At 53.0% G+C, this 16,058-nt stretch carries 16 protein-coding genes; 10 read left to right on the plus strand and 6 right to left on the minus strand.

The window, feature by feature from the left end:
• Positions 1-94 precede the first annotated feature (94 nt).
• From B0D95_RS15320 to hemW, 6 genes are all read left to right on the plus strand, one after another.
• Positions 95-2,119, plus strand: a complete 2,025-nt coding sequence (locus tag B0D95_RS15320) for a dynamin family protein (RefSeq protein WP_246841621.1) — start codon at positions 95-97, stop codon at positions 2,117-2,119.
• 109 nt (positions 2,120-2,228) lie between these two features.
• Positions 2,229-3,371 (plus strand): homoserine O-acetyltransferase, encoded by a 1,143-nt coding sequence (locus B0D95_RS15325; protein WP_078044714.1) that lies wholly within the window; start codon positions 2,229-2,231, stop codon positions 3,369-3,371.
• Positions 3,371-3,958, plus strand: a complete 588-nt coding sequence (gene metW / locus B0D95_RS15330; protein WP_078044715.1) for a methionine biosynthesis protein MetW — start codon at positions 3,371-3,373, stop codon at positions 3,956-3,958. The genes B0D95_RS15325 and metW overlap by 1 nt, the downstream gene beginning before the upstream one ends.
• A gap of 28 nt (positions 3,959-3,986) precedes the next feature.
• A complete protein-coding gene (locus B0D95_RS15335) occupies positions 3,987-4,448 on the plus strand; it encodes a DUF4426 domain-containing protein (protein WP_078044716.1) in 462 nt (153 codons plus the stop codon).
• A 75-nt stretch (positions 4,449-4,523) separates the two neighbouring features.
• Positions 4,524-5,129, plus strand: a complete 606-nt coding sequence (locus tag B0D95_RS15340; RefSeq protein WP_078044717.1) for an XTP/dITP diphosphatase — start codon at positions 4,524-4,526, stop codon at positions 5,127-5,129.
• On the plus strand, positions 5,129-6,337 hold the full coding sequence (hemW, locus tag B0D95_RS15345; protein WP_078044718.1) for a radical SAM family heme chaperone HemW: 1,209 nt from the start codon (positions 5,129-5,131) through the stop codon (positions 6,335-6,337). The genes B0D95_RS15340 and hemW overlap by 1 nt, the downstream gene beginning before the upstream one ends.
• 45 nt (positions 6,338-6,382) lie before the next feature.
• Here hemW and B0D95_RS15350 read toward each other — a convergent pair whose 3' ends face one another.
• On the minus strand, positions 6,383-6,676 hold the full coding sequence (locus tag B0D95_RS15350) for a DUF1496 domain-containing protein (protein WP_078044719.1): 294 nt from the start codon (positions 6,674-6,676) through the stop codon (positions 6,383-6,385).
• 176 nt (positions 6,677-6,852) lie between these two features.
• Between B0D95_RS15350 and B0D95_RS15355 the strand changes: the two genes are divergently transcribed.
• Complete coding sequence (locus B0D95_RS15355; protein ID WP_078044720.1) at positions 6,853-7,269, plus strand: Dabb family protein; 417 nt, start codon at positions 6,853-6,855, stop codon at positions 7,267-7,269.
• An 84-nt stretch (positions 7,270-7,353) separates the two neighbouring features.
• Here the strand turns inward: B0D95_RS15355 and B0D95_RS15360 are convergent, their stop codons facing one another.
• Positions 7,354-8,124: an exodeoxyribonuclease III gene (locus B0D95_RS15360; protein WP_078044721.1), complete on the minus strand. Its 771-nt coding sequence runs from the start codon at positions 8,122-8,124 to the stop codon at positions 7,354-7,356.
• A 209-nt stretch (positions 8,125-8,333) separates the two neighbouring features.
• Here B0D95_RS15360 and pyrE point away from each other — a divergent pair, with 209 nt between their 5' ends.
• On the plus strand, positions 8,334-8,984 hold the full coding sequence (pyrE, locus tag B0D95_RS15365; RefSeq protein ID WP_078044722.1) for an orotate phosphoribosyltransferase: 651 nt from the start codon (positions 8,334-8,336) through the stop codon (positions 8,982-8,984).
• 44 nt (positions 8,985-9,028) lie between these two features.
• Entirely contained in the window at positions 9,029-9,643 is a 615-nt protein-coding gene (locus tag B0D95_RS15370; protein WP_078044723.1) for a hypothetical protein, read from the plus strand.
• 56 nt (positions 9,644-9,699) lie between these two features.
• Here B0D95_RS15370 and slmA read toward each other — a convergent pair whose 3' ends face one another.
• From slmA to coaBC, 4 genes are all read right to left on the minus strand, one after another.
• On the minus strand, positions 9,700-10,311 hold the full coding sequence (gene slmA / locus B0D95_RS15375) for a nucleoid occlusion factor SlmA (protein WP_078044724.1): 612 nt from the start codon (positions 10,309-10,311) through the stop codon (positions 9,700-9,702).
• 61 nt (positions 10,312-10,372) lie between these two features.
• Entirely contained in the window at positions 10,373-11,284 is a 912-nt protein-coding gene (gene argB, locus B0D95_RS15380; protein ID WP_078044725.1) for an acetylglutamate kinase, read from the minus strand.
• 49 nt (positions 11,285-11,333) lie between these two features.
• Entirely contained in the window at positions 11,334-13,847 is a 2,514-nt protein-coding gene (locus B0D95_RS20855; protein ID WP_078044726.1) for a phosphomannomutase/phosphoglucomutase, read from the minus strand.
• Between the two features lie 35 nt (positions 13,848-13,882).
• Positions 13,883-15,091, minus strand: a complete 1,209-nt coding sequence (coaBC, locus tag B0D95_RS15390; protein WP_078044727.1) for a bifunctional phosphopantothenoylcysteine decarboxylase/phosphopantothenate--cysteine ligase CoaBC — start codon at positions 15,089-15,091, stop codon at positions 13,883-13,885.
• A 254-nt stretch (positions 15,092-15,345) separates the two neighbouring features.
• On the opposite strand from coaBC, the gene radC reads away from it, so the two are divergent.
• Complete coding sequence (gene radC, locus B0D95_RS15395; protein WP_078044728.1) at positions 15,346-16,020, plus strand: DNA repair protein RadC; 675 nt, start codon at positions 15,346-15,348, stop codon at positions 16,018-16,020.
• Positions 16,021-16,058 lie beyond the last annotated feature (38 nt).

The following is a 16,058-nucleotide window of genomic DNA, read 5'->3' on the forward strand; positions in this document are numbered from 1 at the left end:
TTTCGGTTTTAATGCTCGTCTACTTACAATAATTATGTAATCGCCCTTTGGTTATTTCCTTGGGTTATTACTAGCAGCAGACGAGATTATCGCTATGGACGTGAGATCCTTGCATCGCCAGATGACCCATTACAATCGATGGAAACGCCAGTTGGATGAGCGTTTGCAGCGCTTTGAGCAATGGGGCCAGGCCCATCGCTTGTTGGGGCAGAGTATGGATAAAACCCTCAATCGCGCCCGGCAGTTGCTGCGCGGTGAGAGTTTCACCATTGCCTGTGTGGGTGAGTTCTCGCGCGGTAAAACCGAACTGATCAATGCGCTGCTCTATACCGGTGGTGGGCGACGCCTGCTGCCATCGCAACCAGGGCGCACCACTATGTGCCCCACAGAAATTTTTTGGGATGCCCAGCAGCCCGCCAATTGCGTCCGCCTGTTGCCCATTGAAACCCGTCGCACCAATACCAGCCTGCAAAGTTTCAAACGTATCCCGCAAAATTGGGTGACCATCCAATTCGATGCCAGTGATTACGACCAAACGCGTGCGGCGATTAATCAGGTATCGGCCAGTAAACAGGTCAGTGTGGCCGATGCTATCAAGCTGGGTTTTGCCGAGGACGAGCTGGGCGAGCGCGATAGCGACGGCATGGTTACCGTTCCCGCCTGGCGTCATGCCCTGATCAGCCTTGATCACCCGCTACTGCGCCAAGGGTTGCGCATTGTGGATACCCCCGGCTTGAATGCACTGGGCAATGAGCCTGAACTCACCTTAAAAACCCTGCCCGATGCCCAGGCGATTCTGTTTTTGCTCTCTGCCGATGCCGGTGTGACCGCCAGCGACATGGATATCTGGCGCGAACATATCCAGAGCCTGCGCGACAATAACTGCACTGCCGTCATCGCCCTGCTCAACAAAATCGATAGCCTATGGGACGATTTGACCCCCGCCCATGAGGTGGAGGCGAACATTGATCGCCTGCGCCAACTCACCGCTCACCAACTGGATCTGGCACCGCAGCACGTAGTGGCGCTCTCAGCCAAGCAGGGGTTGTTGGGCAAAGTAGGGCGCAATCAGGCACAACTGGCGCGCAGTAACTTCCCGCAGCTGGAGTCCATGCTGGCGGAGGCGGTATTGCGCAACCAGCAGCAAATTATTGGGCACTCGCTGATTGGCGACAGCTATGCCATGGTGATCAATACCCGCTCCGGCCTGGTCAAACGCATTGCCGAGTGCGAGGTAGAATTAGAAAGCTTGCGCACCACCGCGCCGGAAGATGCCGCCGAAAAACTGCAAGCATTGCGCGATACCATTCGTCGCACCCATCACGAGTACCACAAACAGGCGCTCTCATTGCGCACCAGCCAGCGCCTGTTGGAGTCGCAGCAAGTGTCGCTGTTGAGCCCCATTAGCATGCCATTGCTCGACCAGCAAATTGCAGAAGCACACAGCAACCTTGCCCAAAGTTGGACAACCCTTGGCTTAGCGCGCGCCATCGCCAGTTTCTTTGATGCGGTAGACAGCAATGTAAACCATCTGGAGCGGGAAATTGAGCGCTGCAATCGCGTACTGACCTCGATTTACGAGCGCCCCGAACACAGCCTGCCAGGGGATGATTTGATGATGCGCCACCTGCTGAAGATCCAGAAACAGCGTCGCCAACTGCGCCAGTTGCAGGCCCGTGCCGATGAATTCCGCAGGGCGCTCACTACCGTGCTCACCCACAAAAGTGCACTCATCAGCCGGTTTATCAACACCCTGGTGCAGGAAGTGCGCGCGGTATATGTGGATCTGCACCAGCACATCAGTCAGTGGTTGCAAGAAGCCCTGGCGCCGCTGTTCCATCAAAACCAATACCAAAAACAATTGCTCGAACACCATATGCTGCGCCTGACCCAGATGCAGGCCCAGCGCAACACCCAGGCTGAACAATTGCAGACCTTGCAGACCAACCTCTATCAATTACAGTCCGCGCTGGCGAGTATTGAACCGCTCTACCGCGAGATTCTGGCGGAGCCGCTGGAGCCGGAATTGATGGATGATGCGCCGGTGGTGGCGCCCAAACCGGTGGCGCGCGTGTTGCCATTTGCCAAAAGCAAACAGGTGCTGCAAGGCAACTCATAAACTCTACCTTGCAGCAGGCAGGTGCTCTCTTTAGACTGTCGCATCATTTAATGTCGATTGGGCGCGCCGTCGCTGGCGCCCCACGTCTTCTTGCGGTAAAGAGATCACCATGCCAAACCAAATACCCGCTGATTCGGTGGGTCTTGTCACTCCCCAAACCCATCGCTTCACCGCGCCGCTCTTGCTGGCCTGTGGTCGCACGCTTGATGAGTATGAATTGGTCTATGAAACCTACGGCCAGTTGAACGCGGCAAAATCCAATGCCGTACTCATTTGCCATGCGCTCTCCGGTCATCACCACGCCGCCGGTTACCACAGCATGGACGATAAGCGTCCGGGTTGGTGGGATGCCTACATCGGCCCCGGTAAACCGATCGATACCAACAGATTTTTTGTGGTGGCGCTGAATAACCTCGGCGGTTGCCATGGCTCGACCGGCCCACGCTCCATCAACCCCGCTACCGGCAAGGCCTGGGGCGCGGACTTTCCGATGATCCGCGTGCGCGACTGGGTTGCCAGCCAGGCGCGGTTAGCGGATGTGTTGGGCATTGATGTATGGGCCGCGGTGATTGGCGGCAGCCTCGGCGGTATGCAAGTGATGCGCTGGGCGCTGGATTTCCCGCAGCGTATTCGCCACGCGGTGGTTATCGCCTCGGCGATGAAACTCTCCGCGCAAAACATTGCGTTTAACGAAGCGGCGCGCAAAGCGATTGTCAGCGACCCCAATTTTTTTGACGGCGATTACCTCGCGCACAACACCATTCCCAAAAATGGTTTGGCGGTAGCGCGCATGATCGGCCACATCACTTATCTGTCGGATTATGCGATGGGCGAAAAATTTGGCCGCGATTTGCGCAGCGGCAGTTTTGAGCTCGGCAGCGATGAGCCAGTGGAATTCCAAATCGAAAGTTACCTGCGCTACCAGGGTGACAGTTTTGCCAATACCTTTGATGCGAACTCTTACATTCGCATCACCAAAGCGCTGGATTATTTTGATCTTGCCCGCGAATACAACGATGACCCGGTGCTGGCCTTCAAACAAACCCAGGCAAAATTTTTAGTGATTTCCTTCAGTACCGACTGGCGATTTGCACCCGAGCGCTCCCATGAAATCGTCAACGCCTTGGTGGGCGCCAATCGCTCAGTGAGCTATGCGGAAATTGAATCCAAACATGGTCACGACGCCTTCTTATTGCCGGATGAACGCTACCAGCAAGTTTTCGGTCGCTACCTTGCCGGAGTGAAAATCTGATGCGTATAGATCTGAACGAAATCCAACATTGGATCACACAAGGCAGCCGTATTCTCGATTTGGGCTGCGGCGATGGCACGCTGTTAAAATTTTTGATCGATACCAAACAAGTGCAAGGCTATGGTTTGGAAATTGATGCCGAACAAATCAATGCCTGCATCGACAAAGGATTAAATGTGGTCGAGCAAAACCTGGACCGCGGTCTGGGCAATTTTGCCGATAAAAGTTTCGACACAGTGCTGATGACACAGGCGCTGCAAACCTTGCATTTCCCGCACCTGGTATTGGATGAAATGCTGCGCGTAGGCAAAGAATGTATTGTCACCTTCCCCAACTTTGGTCACTGGAAAGCGCGCTTTTATCTCGCCACGCGCGGCCGTATGCCAGTGTCGGATTTACTGCCTTACGAATGGTATGACACGCCCAACATTCACTTCTGTACCTTTAAGGATTTTGAAGTGCTGTGTCGCGAGCGCAACATTAAAGTGATCCATCGTCAGGTAGTGAACGAACAGTCCGGACAGACTCTGAAAGATTTTATGCCCAACCTGTTTGGTGAAACGGCCATTTACCATTTGAGTAAATAGCCACTGAGCAATGATGAGGAGCAATAGAATGAAAACCTTCTTATATGGTTTGTTATTAAGTGCGGTCGCCCTGACGGCGCAGGCGCAAATTGATCAGCCCAAAGAAATTGCCACGCAGCAGAAATTCGGTGCCTACACGGTTCACTACAATGTGTTTAACAGCACCGATATTCCGGCAAATATAGCGGAAGCCTACAAACTGGTGCGCGGTAAAGATCGCGCGCTGGTGAATATCAGTGTGACCAAAACTGACAAGGGTGTAACGAGCTTGGGGTTGCCAGCGAAGGTGAGCGGCGCCCGACGCAATTTAATGCAGCAAAAACAAACCTTGAAATTTATTGAAGTGAATGAAGGTGAGGCGACCTATTACCTGGCGCCATTTGTGTTTAACAATGAAGAGCTGTTGCATTTTGATATTGAGCTGCAAGTGGACGGTGTCGCGCGGCCATTGAGCATTACGTTTAATCGCACGCTCTACGCGGACAAATAAGCCAATAATGTTGTAGATCAAAAGGCGCCAATAGGCGCCTTTTGTTTCTGGCACCTAGTCATGGGAAAAAACACGATGAAAAAAATAGTATTGGCCAGCGGTAATGCCGGGAAATTGCGCGAGTTCCAACAGCTACTCAGTGGCTGTGGTTTTGAGGTGGTACCGCAGTCGGATTTTTTCAGTGAAAATGCAGAAGAAACCGGCTTGACCTTTGTTGAAAATGCCATCATCAAAGCGCGCTATGCCTGCGCAAAAACCGGCTTGCCTGCCATTGCGGATGACTCGGGTATTGAAGTGGATGCCTTAAACGGTCGCCCCGGTATTTATTCTGCGCGCTATGCCGGTGAAGCGGCGAAAGATGCTGATAATAATGCAAAGCTTCTACAGGAATTGCACGGCGTTCCCGCCGAAAAACGCACGGCGCGGTATCACGCCGTGCTGGCGTTTATGCGTCATGCAGAAGACCCCACCCCGATCTTATGCCACGGCACTTGGGAGGGTGTGATTCTTACCGAACCGCGCGGCGACGGTGGCTTTGGCTATGACCCTTTATTTTTTGTACCGACACACCATTGCGCGTCCGCCGAATTGGACAAGGCAGAAAAAAATCGTATCAGTCATCGCGGTAAAGCTATGCAGGAATTGTTACAAAAACTATCGACATTCATGGGTAAGCACTAATGTCGCTGCCGCCATTATCGCTGGAATTACCACCACTTGCGCTCTACGTTCATGTGCCCTGGTGTATTCGCAAATGCCCCTATTGCGATTTCAATTCCCATCAAGCCAGCAATGATATTCCTGAAGCAGACTATGTCAACGCGCTGCGTTTGGATTTGCAACAGGACCAAGTGCTTGCCCAAGGCCGCAAACTTACCAGCATTTTTTTTGGTGGTGGCACGCCGAGTATGTTGTCGGCGCAGGCGATTGGGCAGATATTAAAAGATGCTGAAGCTATTATTGGTTTTGAGCCGGATATTGAAATTACCCTGGAGGCAAACCCCGGTACTTTCGAGCAGGAAAAGTTCTCCGGTTTTCGCGCCGCCGGTGTGAATCGTTTATCCATCGGTATTCAAAGTTTTAATGATCGGCAATTAACATTGCTGGGCCGCGTACACGGTCGCGATGAAGCCTTGCGTGCAGTAGGTGTTGCGCGCTCCGCTGGGTTCAATAATATCAACCTGGATTTAATGCACGGCTTGCCCGAACAATCTGTGGCTGCCGCTACCGCTGATTTGCAACAGGCCATTGACCTTGCACCGGAACATCTCTCCTGGTACCAACTCACTATCGAGCAAAATACGGCGTTTTATTCCGCACCACCGGTATTGCCGGAAGAGGACATCCTGGCTGATATTCAGGACGCTGGTATCGAGCTATTAGCCGCAGCGGGTTATGAGCAATATGAAATCTCTGCCTATGCGCGCGACAAAAAACGCGCGCGCCATAATCTCAACTACTGGGAGTTTGGCGATTATCTCGGAATAGGGGCGGGCGCTCACGGAAAAATTACTTTGCCTGCCGAAGATAAAATTCTGCGCTTGTGGAAAACCCGCTTACCCAAACATTATTTGGACGCGGCCAACTCCCAAAAAATCTCCACCAACCTGGGCGGCCATCAAAATACATTTGGTGGTGGTAGCGATTTATTGTTGCCTGCTGGGTTACCACTGGAATTTATGATGAACGCCCTGCGCCTCACTGCGGGTGTACCGCAACGTTTTTTCACGGCGCGAACCGGATTGGATTGGCAAGCCGTTGCAACACCATGGCAGCAATTAACGCAGCAGGGACTGGTGGAAATAGTACAAGGCACTGTGCGGCCTACGGCCTTGGGTCGTCGGTTTCTCAATCGGGTATTGCAGGGATTTATGCCGCTAGAGCCGTAAACTAGTGACCCGCTCCCGAGGCAAAGCCCTGGAAGCGGATTGCACTCAGGGAGCGGTAATGAGGGTTTTATCTTTCAGGATTAACTCAATCCACACCAGGGTTTTTTGCTCCTGCATATCCTCATCCCAGGCTTTTACACAGCGAAATATTTTTCCGTTGTGTTCCACAATGGCGCCCAGAGAGTAACCTTGTTTTTTGAGGATGCACAGCTTGCCATCCATCGCTTGTTGCTGTGTTTCTGCACTGCTCAGCCCATGGTGGTCGTGCCCTTCATGGGCGATGGATAGGCTGCTCAATAAGAGTCCGCTAAGGAATAGACTCGTTTTTCGGATATTCATGTTGGCTCCGCACTTATGCTATTGATGTTGGGTTATGGATTTATTATCTGCCCCAGAGCTGTGTTCGGGAATATAAAGGAATCCGGCGCGCTTGAGTAATATTGCGTAAAAATTATTGTGCTCCCTGTGATTCACAGTCATTTTTCACCACCTGACGTTAATAAAAAGGAGCCAACATGACTACGACACGCCGCGACTTCATGACCACTACCGCTATTGCCGGAGCCGCCTTAATGGCCGGCGATGCACTTGCCAAACCTGCAACGGGAACCACTGCCATGCCCAAATTGTTGCACCACGTATTCTTCTGGTTGAAAAACCCGGATTCCAAAGCCGATCGCGATCAATTAATTGCCGGGATCAAAACCCTGGCCGCAATTGAAACTGTGCGCAGCTTCCATGTGGGTGTTCCAGCCTCCACCGAAAAGCGCGAGGTGGTGGACAATTCCTATCAAGTATCGGAGCTGCTGGGGTTTGATGATGTTGCCGGGCAGGATATTTACCAGGTTCACCCCATCCACCAAAAGTTTGTTGAAGAGAACCAGCACCTGTGGAGCAAGGTTGTAGTTTACGATGTGTTGGCCAGCGAGTAATTCATTAGCCCTGCCAAACCATCGCTAAATGATGGCCAATAAAAAACCCGCAGCAGCGGGTTTTTTATTGGGTATTGGAAGTGCTTACAGCTCTATGTCGTAATCGATAATGACCGGCATATGGCTGGAAAACTGCTGGGTTTTGTAAATCGCAGCGTATTCCACTTTACCGCCAAGGCTGTTGGACACCACTTGGAAATCGGTGCGCCAGCCATCGCCATCACCTTTTAAACCTTTCGGCCACCAGCTGTATTCATCGCTGTCTTTGTTGACCTTGCGGAAGGCATCAACGTAGCCGATTTGGTTAAACAACTGGCTCAACCATTGACGTTCATGGGGGAGGAAGCCGGAATTGTGCTGGTTTTCTGCACTGTTGCTCACATCCTTGGGGGTGTGGGCCATCTGCCAGTTACCGCAGAAGATATATTCACGACGTTTGCGCGTGATTTTGTCCAAATGGGCCTGGAAATCGTCAAAGAATTTGATTTTGACTTCCTGGGATTCCAATTCTGAACTGGCGCTGGGTGCGAGCAGTGAGCCGATGCTCAGTTGCTCAAAATCCACCTGCAGATAGCGACCTTCCATATCCACACCCGATGCAAAGCCTAACCCGTAAATCAGGGCTTTGGGTTGTAAGCGTGAATAAATCGCGACGCCATTGTAATGTTTGGTGCCAGAATCAAAGAAATAGGCGTTGTAACCCTTCAATTGAAATTCGGGTTTCTCCATCTCGCGCTCGAGTGCGCGTAGATCTTGCAAACAAATAAAATCGGCATCCTGACCCGCGAGCCAAGTGAATAGGCCGCGTTGCGCCGCCTGAAAAATGCCATCGACGCTAAGACTGATAACTCTCATGTTAGCCCCTTGATTACGGACTGTGTATCATACCCGAGCTTGATGTGATTGTGTTACCGCCACAAGCGGGTTTTTTGTGGTAGGTGTTACTGTTTTTCACATCCTTACATTTGGATAGGCAGGTTGATCCAAACGCGGGCCTCACTCATGGTGGGACCTCATTCTATTTATTTGTCATCTAAAACTTAGTTCATTGTCGGATACTTTGCATGGAAAAATACCAATTTGACTTCATTCAGCTGGCGGTCAAACATCAAGCCCTATGCTTTGGTGAATTTTTGCTCAAGTCCGGGCGCACCAGCCCCTACTTCTTCAATGCCGGACGTTTTCAAACCGGTCAGGCACTGGCTGAATTAGGGCGCTACTATGCGGCCGCCATCACGGCATCCGGCGTGGATTTCGATATAGTTTTCGGCCCTGCCTATAAAGGTATCCCCTTGGCGGCCACCACGGCTATCGCGCTGGCTGACCAGCACGCACGCGACTTGCCCTATTGCTACAACCGTAAAGAAGCCAAAGACCATGGCGAAGGCGGCACTTTGGTAGGAGCTCCATTAAAAGGAAAAGTTCTGATTGTGGACGATGTTATTACTGCTGGTACGGCAGTGAGGGAGGTTATGGCGATTATTAAGGCCGCTGGCGCCCAGCCTGCCGCCGTGTTGATCGGTTTGAACCGCCAGGAAAAGGGTCAGGGCGAGCTGTCGGCGATCCAAGAAGTAGAGCAGACGTTTGGTATACCGGTTATCAGTATTATCAATTTGAACCACATCATCGATTACCTGCAAGGTCAGGCTGGCCAGGAGGCGATGGTGGAAAAAATCAAAACCTACCGCGCAACCTACGGTGTGGATCTGGCGTGATTCACAAGTGCTGCGCAGTAAAGCTAACGAGGTGATGAGTCCAGATGCGTAAACTGTTGTTGGTGGTATTGGCAGTGGGAGTGATTGCTGCGCAGGGTGTTGCAGCGGCGACGCAGGCGAATAATAAGCCGGGCAAGGTCATCTATCGCTATAAAAACAGCGAGGGTGTCACGGTGATGGACAGCAAGATCCCCGCTGAATTCGTCAGCAAGGGGTATGAAGTTGTCAGCATCAGTGGCAAGGTGATTGAAGTGGTGCCACCGGCGCCCGAGGGCGATGTTGCAAAACGCTTGTTTGAAGAGAAACAACTGCAAGAGCAGCGCGAGCGCGAAGACCTGCTGTTGCGTCGCAGCTACAGTAATGTGGATGATATAGAAGCGGCCAAGCAGCGCAATCTGGAAAGCTTGCGCGGCAACATCAGCATTCTGGAGGCCAATCTCACCTCAGCCAAGCAGCGCTTGCAAGGTTATCAATCGCAAGCGGCAGCCATTGAGCGCACTGGCCGTGAGTTGCCGGAAGATTTACTCAAAAGCATTAATAACCTGACCCAGGAAGGCAAGGATATTCAAGTGCAAATTCAGCAGCGCGAGCAGGAATATACGGAGATGTCCAAAAAGTTTGATGAAGACCGCAAGCGATTTCTTGAAATCACACAGTGATACTTTCAGCGCAGCATAAAAAAACCGGCATCTGCCGGTTTTTTTATGGTTATTGTTTATGTTGGCAGGTCGCGATTGACTAAAAAGCCCTGTGCAATCAGTTGCCATTGTTCCTGCCAGTAATCTGTTGGGCGGCGCCGGAAGCCGGTGCGTACAAATTCAGCGATACGGCCATCGACCAACGCAATCAATAAATTGGCAGCAGCGGCGACAGGTAATTGCGGGTGCATGCCTTCGCGCAATTCGGCTTCGCGCAAAATTTGTTTGAGCTGGGTTTCGATGCGATCAAAAAATTGTTCGATGCGCGTGCGCAGCCGTTCGGTTTCGCCGGTCAAGGCATCGCCCGTGAGCAGGCGCGTTAGGCCGGGGTTGCGCTCGGCAAAGGTGAGTAACAGGGAGAGGATTTTTTCGCAGCGTTTGAGCGTGGATTTTTCATCCGCCAGAATCAGGGTGATGCGTGAAAAAATGGTTTCTTCAATAAACTCGATCAAACCCTCAAACATTTTGGATTTGCTGGGAAAATGGCGATAGAGCGCCGCTTCGGAAACACCGACTTCCTTGGCTAAGGCCGCCGTGGTGATGCGCTCGCCCGGGCTGGCTTCCAACATGCGCGCCAGGCATTCAAGAATTTGCTGGCGTCGCGGTGTTTTGCTTGGGGTTTTTGTCATAGTGTTTCCATGCGCTTGTCGCTGCGCCTTGTGTCAGCGCGCAGCGCAGGTCGGTTGCGAATTAAGACGCTGACTTGTTTTTATTGGTAATCAAGGTGCCTACACCGGCGTCGGTAAAAATTTCCAACAGTACGGCGTGGTTCACTCGACCATCCACAATGTGCGCACTGGTCACACCGCCTTTTACCGCATCCAGCGCACAGGCAATTTTAGGCAGCATGCCGCCGTAGATGGTGCCATCGGCGATAAGGCCGTCCACTTGCTCAGTGCTCAGGCCGGTCAAAACATTGCCTTGTTTGTCCTGCAGGCCGGACACGTTGGTGAGCAGCATTAATTTTTCGGCACGCAAAAACTCGGCGATTTTACCGGCCACCAGGTCGGCGTTGATATTGTAGGAGGAGCCGTCTTCACCTACGCCAATCGGTGCAATTACCGGGATAAAATCGCTGTTGATCAGCATATCAATCACCGAGGTGTTTACACTTTCCACTTCGCCTACATGGCCAATGTCCAGAATTTCCGGTGCGAGCATCTCGGGCGTTTTGTGGGTGACGGTGAGTTTTTTGGCGCGAATCAATTGGCCGTCTTTTCCGGTTAGTCCAATCGCTTGACCGCCATTGCGGTTGATCAGGCTGACGATTTGTTTATTGACCGTGCCACCCAATACCATTTCCACTACATCCATTGTGGCGCTGTCGGTCACGCGCATACCGTTGATAAATTCGGATTTAATATTGAGTTTTTCCAACAGGCTGCCGATTTGTGGGCCGCCGCCATGCACAACTACCGGGTTCATGCCGACCAGTTTCATCAACACTATGTCGCGCGCAAAACTGTTTTGCAGTTCTTCGCCTTCCATTGCATTGCCGCCAAATTTCACCACGACAGTTTTGCCGGTGAAGCGTTGGATGTAGGGCAGTGCTTCGGTTAATACATTGGCGATATTCATCGCAGATTCGCGGTTTAAAGACATAACTCAAATATCCTGTAAATTGTAAAAGTCATTCATGGAAAACAGTTATTTAAAAATCAATGCTGAGAGTGGCATCAACTTTGATTAATTCACGTTTAAAAATATGCTGGATTTTTTCCAGCGCCTCAGGCGATTCCGCTTCAAAGCGCAAGGTCAGCGCCGGTGAGGTATTGGAGGCGCGCACCAAGCCCCAGCCTTTGGTGTAATCCACGCGCAAGCCATCAATAGTGGTGATGGCGCCGTTGGCAAAATCGCCGGTCTCGGCCAATTTTTTAATCAAGGCAAATTTGTCCTGGTCGCGGATGGTAATTTTAATTTCCGGTGTTGCATGCAACTGCGGAAAGCCGGCGAAAATAGCATCGATGTTTTGATCGCGCAGGGTAATAATTTCCAGCAGGCGCGCCATGGCATAAATGCCGTCGTCGAATCCGTACCAGCGATCCTTGATAAAAATGTGGCCGGAATATTCGCCGCCGATAAGTGCTTGGGTTTCTTCCATTTTGGCTTTCATCGGTGAGTGGCCGGTCTTCCACATAATGGGGCGGCCACCATAACTGCTGATGACTTGATTGAGTTGGCGCGAACATTTTACGTCGAACAAGACATCGGCGCCGGGGTTGCGCGCGAGTATGTCTTTGGCAAATAACATCAGCAGGCGATCGGGCCAGATAATATCGCCTTTGGGCGTGACCACGACCAAGCGGTCGCCATCGCCGTCAAACGCGACGCCGATATCGGCCTTGGTTTCTTTAACTTTGGCGATCAGTGCCTGCAGGTTTTCTTCAATTGTGGGGTCGGGATTGTGGTTGGGAAATTCACCATCCAGATCGCAGAAAAGCGGTGTGACATCGCAGCCCAGTTCTTCAAACAATTGTGGTGCAACCAAACCGGGTACGGCGTTGCCTGCGTCCACCACTATGCTGATGTTGCCCGCGAGTGCCACGTCGGAAAAAATGCGTTCGATATAGTCGGGAATAATAGTGCGTGAGAGTTCTTCACCAACACCTTGGTGAAAGCGTTGCGCCATGATGCGCGAGCGCAGCTCAACCACGGCATCATCGGCGAGTGCGCGGTTGTTTATCACTACTTTAAAGCCGTTGTACTCTTTGGGATTGTGGCTGGCGGTGACCATTACGCCGCTGTTGGTGTCGTCGATGTGAAAGGTGGCGAAGTACATGACCGGTGTGGGGACTACGCCGATGTTAATGACGTTGCAACCCGTGCGCAAAATACCTTTGATCAGCGCCTGGGTGAGCGCCTCGCTGTGGGTGCGACCGTCGCGGGCGACCACAATACTGCGTTCGCCCTGGTCTATGGCTTCGCTGCCAACGGCCTGGCCGATAAGCTGTGCCAGCTGCGGGGTAATTTGGCTGTCCACCAGCCCGCGAATGTCGTAGGAGCGGAAAATCTCGGCGGGTACATCTTGTTCGTTGATGCTGCTGCGCTTGGCGCCGGTGGGCTTTTTGCCTGAGTGCTCGCGCAGCCCGAGTATGTCTTCATCTTCGTCGATGACTGCAATATCCAGAATGTCCTGGGTCTGGAACAGTGGGTTGATGAGTTTCTCTTCGTCGACGGCCTCTTTACTGGCTTTGACGGTTTCTTGTAGCGAGGGTTGGGTTTTATCCGCTGCCCTGAGGGCGGCGCCGCTCAGTACTTTGCTCAGGAACCAGCAGAGCGCCAAACTGGCGGCGGCGACCAGACTCACAACGACCAGCCAAAGGCTCGGCAATTCTTCGGCGATGTCTTTCATCTGTGCCGAAGGGGTGAATTGCAGTTGCAGGTGGCTGTGTTTGATTTTGGCGACGACTTTAGCGCCTTCTGCGCCTGTACCGGTTTTGCGAATGGTTTGTGGCGGGCTGCCGGTAAATTGCTGTTGCAGTAAGGTTTCACCAAAGCGCGCATCGGTAGTGGCGAATAACTCCAGCAGTGGCGTAGCGTCAGTGGTAATCAGCAGTGTGCCCAGGGGCGGTGACTGTTCATCCAGCGCGACTGGTTTGGCCCATTGCAGCATCCAGCGTTTATTGATTTCGATAAGTTCCGGCAGGGCCGGTTTGCGCTGTTCTGCGCGTTGGATCAAATCCAGCTCCAGATAGCGCACGGGAAACTCTGCCTCCCGGTTCAGTTGCGCTGTGCCGGTAGGAAAGAGGTAGATGTTCAAAATGGTGTCGTCCTGAGCGGCCAGTGCGTGCGCCAGTTGCTGGCGTGATTCGGCGGTATTGTCAGGATTATCAGGGCTTAACTGTGCCGCCCAGGCACTATTGGCACTGAGCGTCTCTATGGCAAGGCTGTGCTGTTGAAGGTACTTGTCGAGCACGGCCTTGCGTTCATCCACAAATGACTGGGTCGCGTGCTGCAGGTTTTCGCGGTTCTGCCCTATGACCATGGTTTGGTAGAGGAAGTAGGCCGCGAGCAGGTTAATGACCAGCGCGGCTGCCAGGAGCGTCAACAGCAGTTTTTGCTGGACGGCGGCTTTGCGTTTGGCATTGTCCAGTGCCCGCTGGGCGCTGCGCGACAGGGGGGCTGCACCATCGCCTTTGGTTTTTATTGAGTCCCGTGGTTTCACGTATCTACCTTTTACTGTGCTCGGCGCGGCGGTGATTAGTGTGCCGGTGCCGTGATTTTATGGGCGAGCAGGGCGATTAATTCCCGCGCCAGTTGGTGTTTACTGCGCTGGTTGAGTTCTTGTGTTGATGCGTGGTCAATAAGGGTGACGGCATTATCGTCACTATTAAAACCGATTTCGCTGTCGCTGATATTGTTGGCAATCACCAGATCCAGCTGTTTGCGAACCAGCTTGGCGCGGCCATATTCCAGCAGGTTTTCACTTTCGGCGGCAAAACCGACGGTAAAAGGCCTGTGCGGCAGCGCGGTGACACTGGCGACTATGTCCGGGTTTTTGATTAAGGTCAGGGTAATTGAGTCCTCGCTGCCTTTTTTAAGCTTCTGCTCAGCTACCTGCGCGGGGCGATAGTCGGCCACCGCTGCTGCGGCGATAAACAAGTCGCAGCCTTCCGCTGCGCTCAGGCTGGCGTCGTACATGTCCTGCGCGCTGATCACATCAATACGCGTCACCCGCGCCGGGGTTTTCAGTTGTGTCGGGCCGCTGATTAAAATGGTTGTCGCCCCGGCTTCGGCAGCGGCTTCGGCGAGGGCATAACCCATCTTGCCGGAACTGTGGTTGCTCAGGTAGCGCACTGGGTCTATGGCTTCGCGGGTGGGGCCGGCGGTAATCACCACTTTTTTACCCGCGAGACTGCCGCGTACGAACAAGCTGGCAGCGGCATCGACCAGTTGTAATGGCTCAAGCATGCGGCCCGGGCCTATATCGCCACAGGCCTGACCGCCGTCAGCGGGGCCAAAAATATGAATCTTGCGCGCAATCAGTTGGTCGAGATTGCTCTGGGTGGCCGGGTTGCGCCACATGCCCTGGTTCATCGCTGGCGCCAGGGCGATAGGCGCTGCGGTCGCCAGGCAAATACTGGTGAGCAAATCATTGCCCATGCCTTGGGTCAGGCGCGCCATAAAGTCTGCCGTGGCGGGAGCGATCAATACCAGGTCTGCCCAGCGCGCCAGTTGGATATGCCCCATGCCCGCTTCTGCTTCCGGGTCGAGCAATTGGGTGTGTACCGGGTGGCCGGACAGCGCCTGCAAGGTCAGCGGGGTGATGAACTCCTGCGCTGCCGGTGTCATGACTACTTGCACACTGGCACCTGCATCTTGCAGGCGGCGCACCAGATCGGCACTTTTATAGGCCGCGATACCGCCAGTCACGCCGAGCAGAATGTGTTTATTGGCAAGTGATGTCATAGATACCTGTCGATTGATACGCATCTCTCGGTAGATGCCTTGTTGGCGGCGTGGCCAGTCTGTTTAACATAGCCCGCGCCGGAGTAATTGGCCACTTACAGTGTCAGCCGCACGGGGCTTGACGAAAGCAGGCTAAGATACCATTCTTGCCAAGGTTTTCGTAACTGTCGCTGCGCCTGTCGGCCTGTGTAAGCGACAGCTATCTTACAAAGGAAGAGCCCCTTGCAGGGCTCATATTAAGGAAGGAGTTCCCTATGTCCATTGCTCATTGGCCCGCCACTGAACGCCCCCGCGAAAAATTACTCTCCCTTGGTCCGCGCGCTTTATCCGATGCCGAACTGCTAGCCATTTTCCTGCGCGTTGGCTGCGTGGGTAAATCGGCCGTTGATCTGGCGCGCGAATTGTTACAGCAATACGGTGGTCTGCGCCAACTGCTGGAAGCATCGCAATCCGAATTCTGCAAAGGGTTAGGGCTGGGCAATGCCAAATATGCGCAATTGCAGGCGGTGCTGGAAATGGGGCGCCGCCATTTGTCGGCATCCATGAAGGCGGGCGACTTATTGACCAGCCCGGATTTGGTGCGCAGCTACTTGAGCGCGCATTTGCGCCATCAGCCGCGCGAAGTCTTTGCGGTCTTGTTTCTGGATAACCAAAATCGCCTGATTACCTACGAAGAATTATTTTTTGGCACTATCGACGGTGCTTCCGTCTACCCGCGTGAGGTAGTCAGGCGCGCACTAGCGCATAATTGCGCTGCTGTGATTCTGGCGCACAACCATCCAAGTGGGGTTGCGGAGCCAAGTCAGGCTGACTGCCGCATCACCCAACACTTGCAGGCTGCGCTGGATTTGATCGACGTGCGGGTAATTGACCATATGGTGGTAGGCGATGCCGAGGTAATCTCATTTGCCGAAAGGGGGTTGCTATGATGGCCTGTAGAGATCGACTGTATAATGTTAATTTAGGT

The sequence above is a fragment of the Cellvibrio sp. PSBB023 genome (assembly GCF_002007605.1).
Lineage (GTDB): Bacteria > Pseudomonadota > Gammaproteobacteria > Pseudomonadales > Cellvibrionaceae > Cellvibrio.

Bases quoted from the DNA above. Each gene is read 5' to 3' on its own strand.
- B0D95_RS15335 (WP_078044716.1), top strand. From the start codon at position 3,987: ATGAAAACCTTCTTATATGGTTTGTTATTAAGTGCGGTCGCCCTGACG.
- B0D95_RS15340 (WP_078044717.1), top strand. From the start codon at position 4,524: ATGAAAAAAATAGTATTGGCCAGCGGTAATGCCGGGAAATTGCGCGAG.
- pyrE (WP_078044722.1), top strand. From the start codon at position 8,334: ATGGAAAAATACCAATTTGACTTCATTCAGCTGGCGGTCAAACATCAA.
- argB (WP_078044725.1), bottom strand. From the start codon at position 11,284: ATGTCTTTAAACCGCGAATCTGCGATGAATATCGCCAATGTATTAACC.
- B0D95_RS15355 (WP_078044720.1), top strand. From the start codon at position 6,853: ATGACTACGACACGCCGCGACTTCATGACCACTACCGCTATTGCCGGA.
- B0D95_RS15360 (WP_078044721.1), bottom strand. From the start codon at position 8,124: ATGAGAGTTATCAGTCTTAGCGTCGATGGCATTTTTCAGGCGGCGCAA.
- slmA (WP_078044724.1), bottom strand. From the start codon at position 10,311: ATGACAAAAACCCCAAGCAAAACACCGCGACGCCAGCAAATTCTTGAA.
- radC (WP_078044728.1), top strand. From the start codon at position 15,346: ATGTCCATTGCTCATTGGCCCGCCACTGAACGCCCCCGCGAAAAATTA.
- hemW (WP_078044718.1), top strand. From the start codon at position 5,129: ATGTCGCTGCCGCCATTATCGCTGGAATTACCACCACTTGCGCTCTAC.
- B0D95_RS15370 (WP_078044723.1), top strand. From the start codon at position 9,029: ATGCGTAAACTGTTGTTGGTGGTATTGGCAGTGGGAGTGATTGCTGCG.
- B0D95_RS15320 (WP_246841621.1), top strand. From the start codon at position 95: ATGGACGTGAGATCCTTGCATCGCCAGATGACCCATTACAATCGATGG.
- B0D95_RS15325 (WP_078044714.1), top strand. From the start codon at position 2,229: ATGCCAAACCAAATACCCGCTGATTCGGTGGGTCTTGTCACTCCCCAA.
- coaBC (WP_078044727.1), bottom strand. From the start codon at position 15,091: ATGACATCACTTGCCAATAAACACATTCTGCTCGGCGTGACTGGCGGT.
- metW (WP_078044715.1), top strand. From the start codon at position 3,371: ATGCGTATAGATCTGAACGAAATCCAACATTGGATCACACAAGGCAGC.
- B0D95_RS15350 (WP_078044719.1), bottom strand. From the start codon at position 6,676: ATGAATATCCGAAAAACGAGTCTATTCCTTAGCGGACTCTTATTGAGC.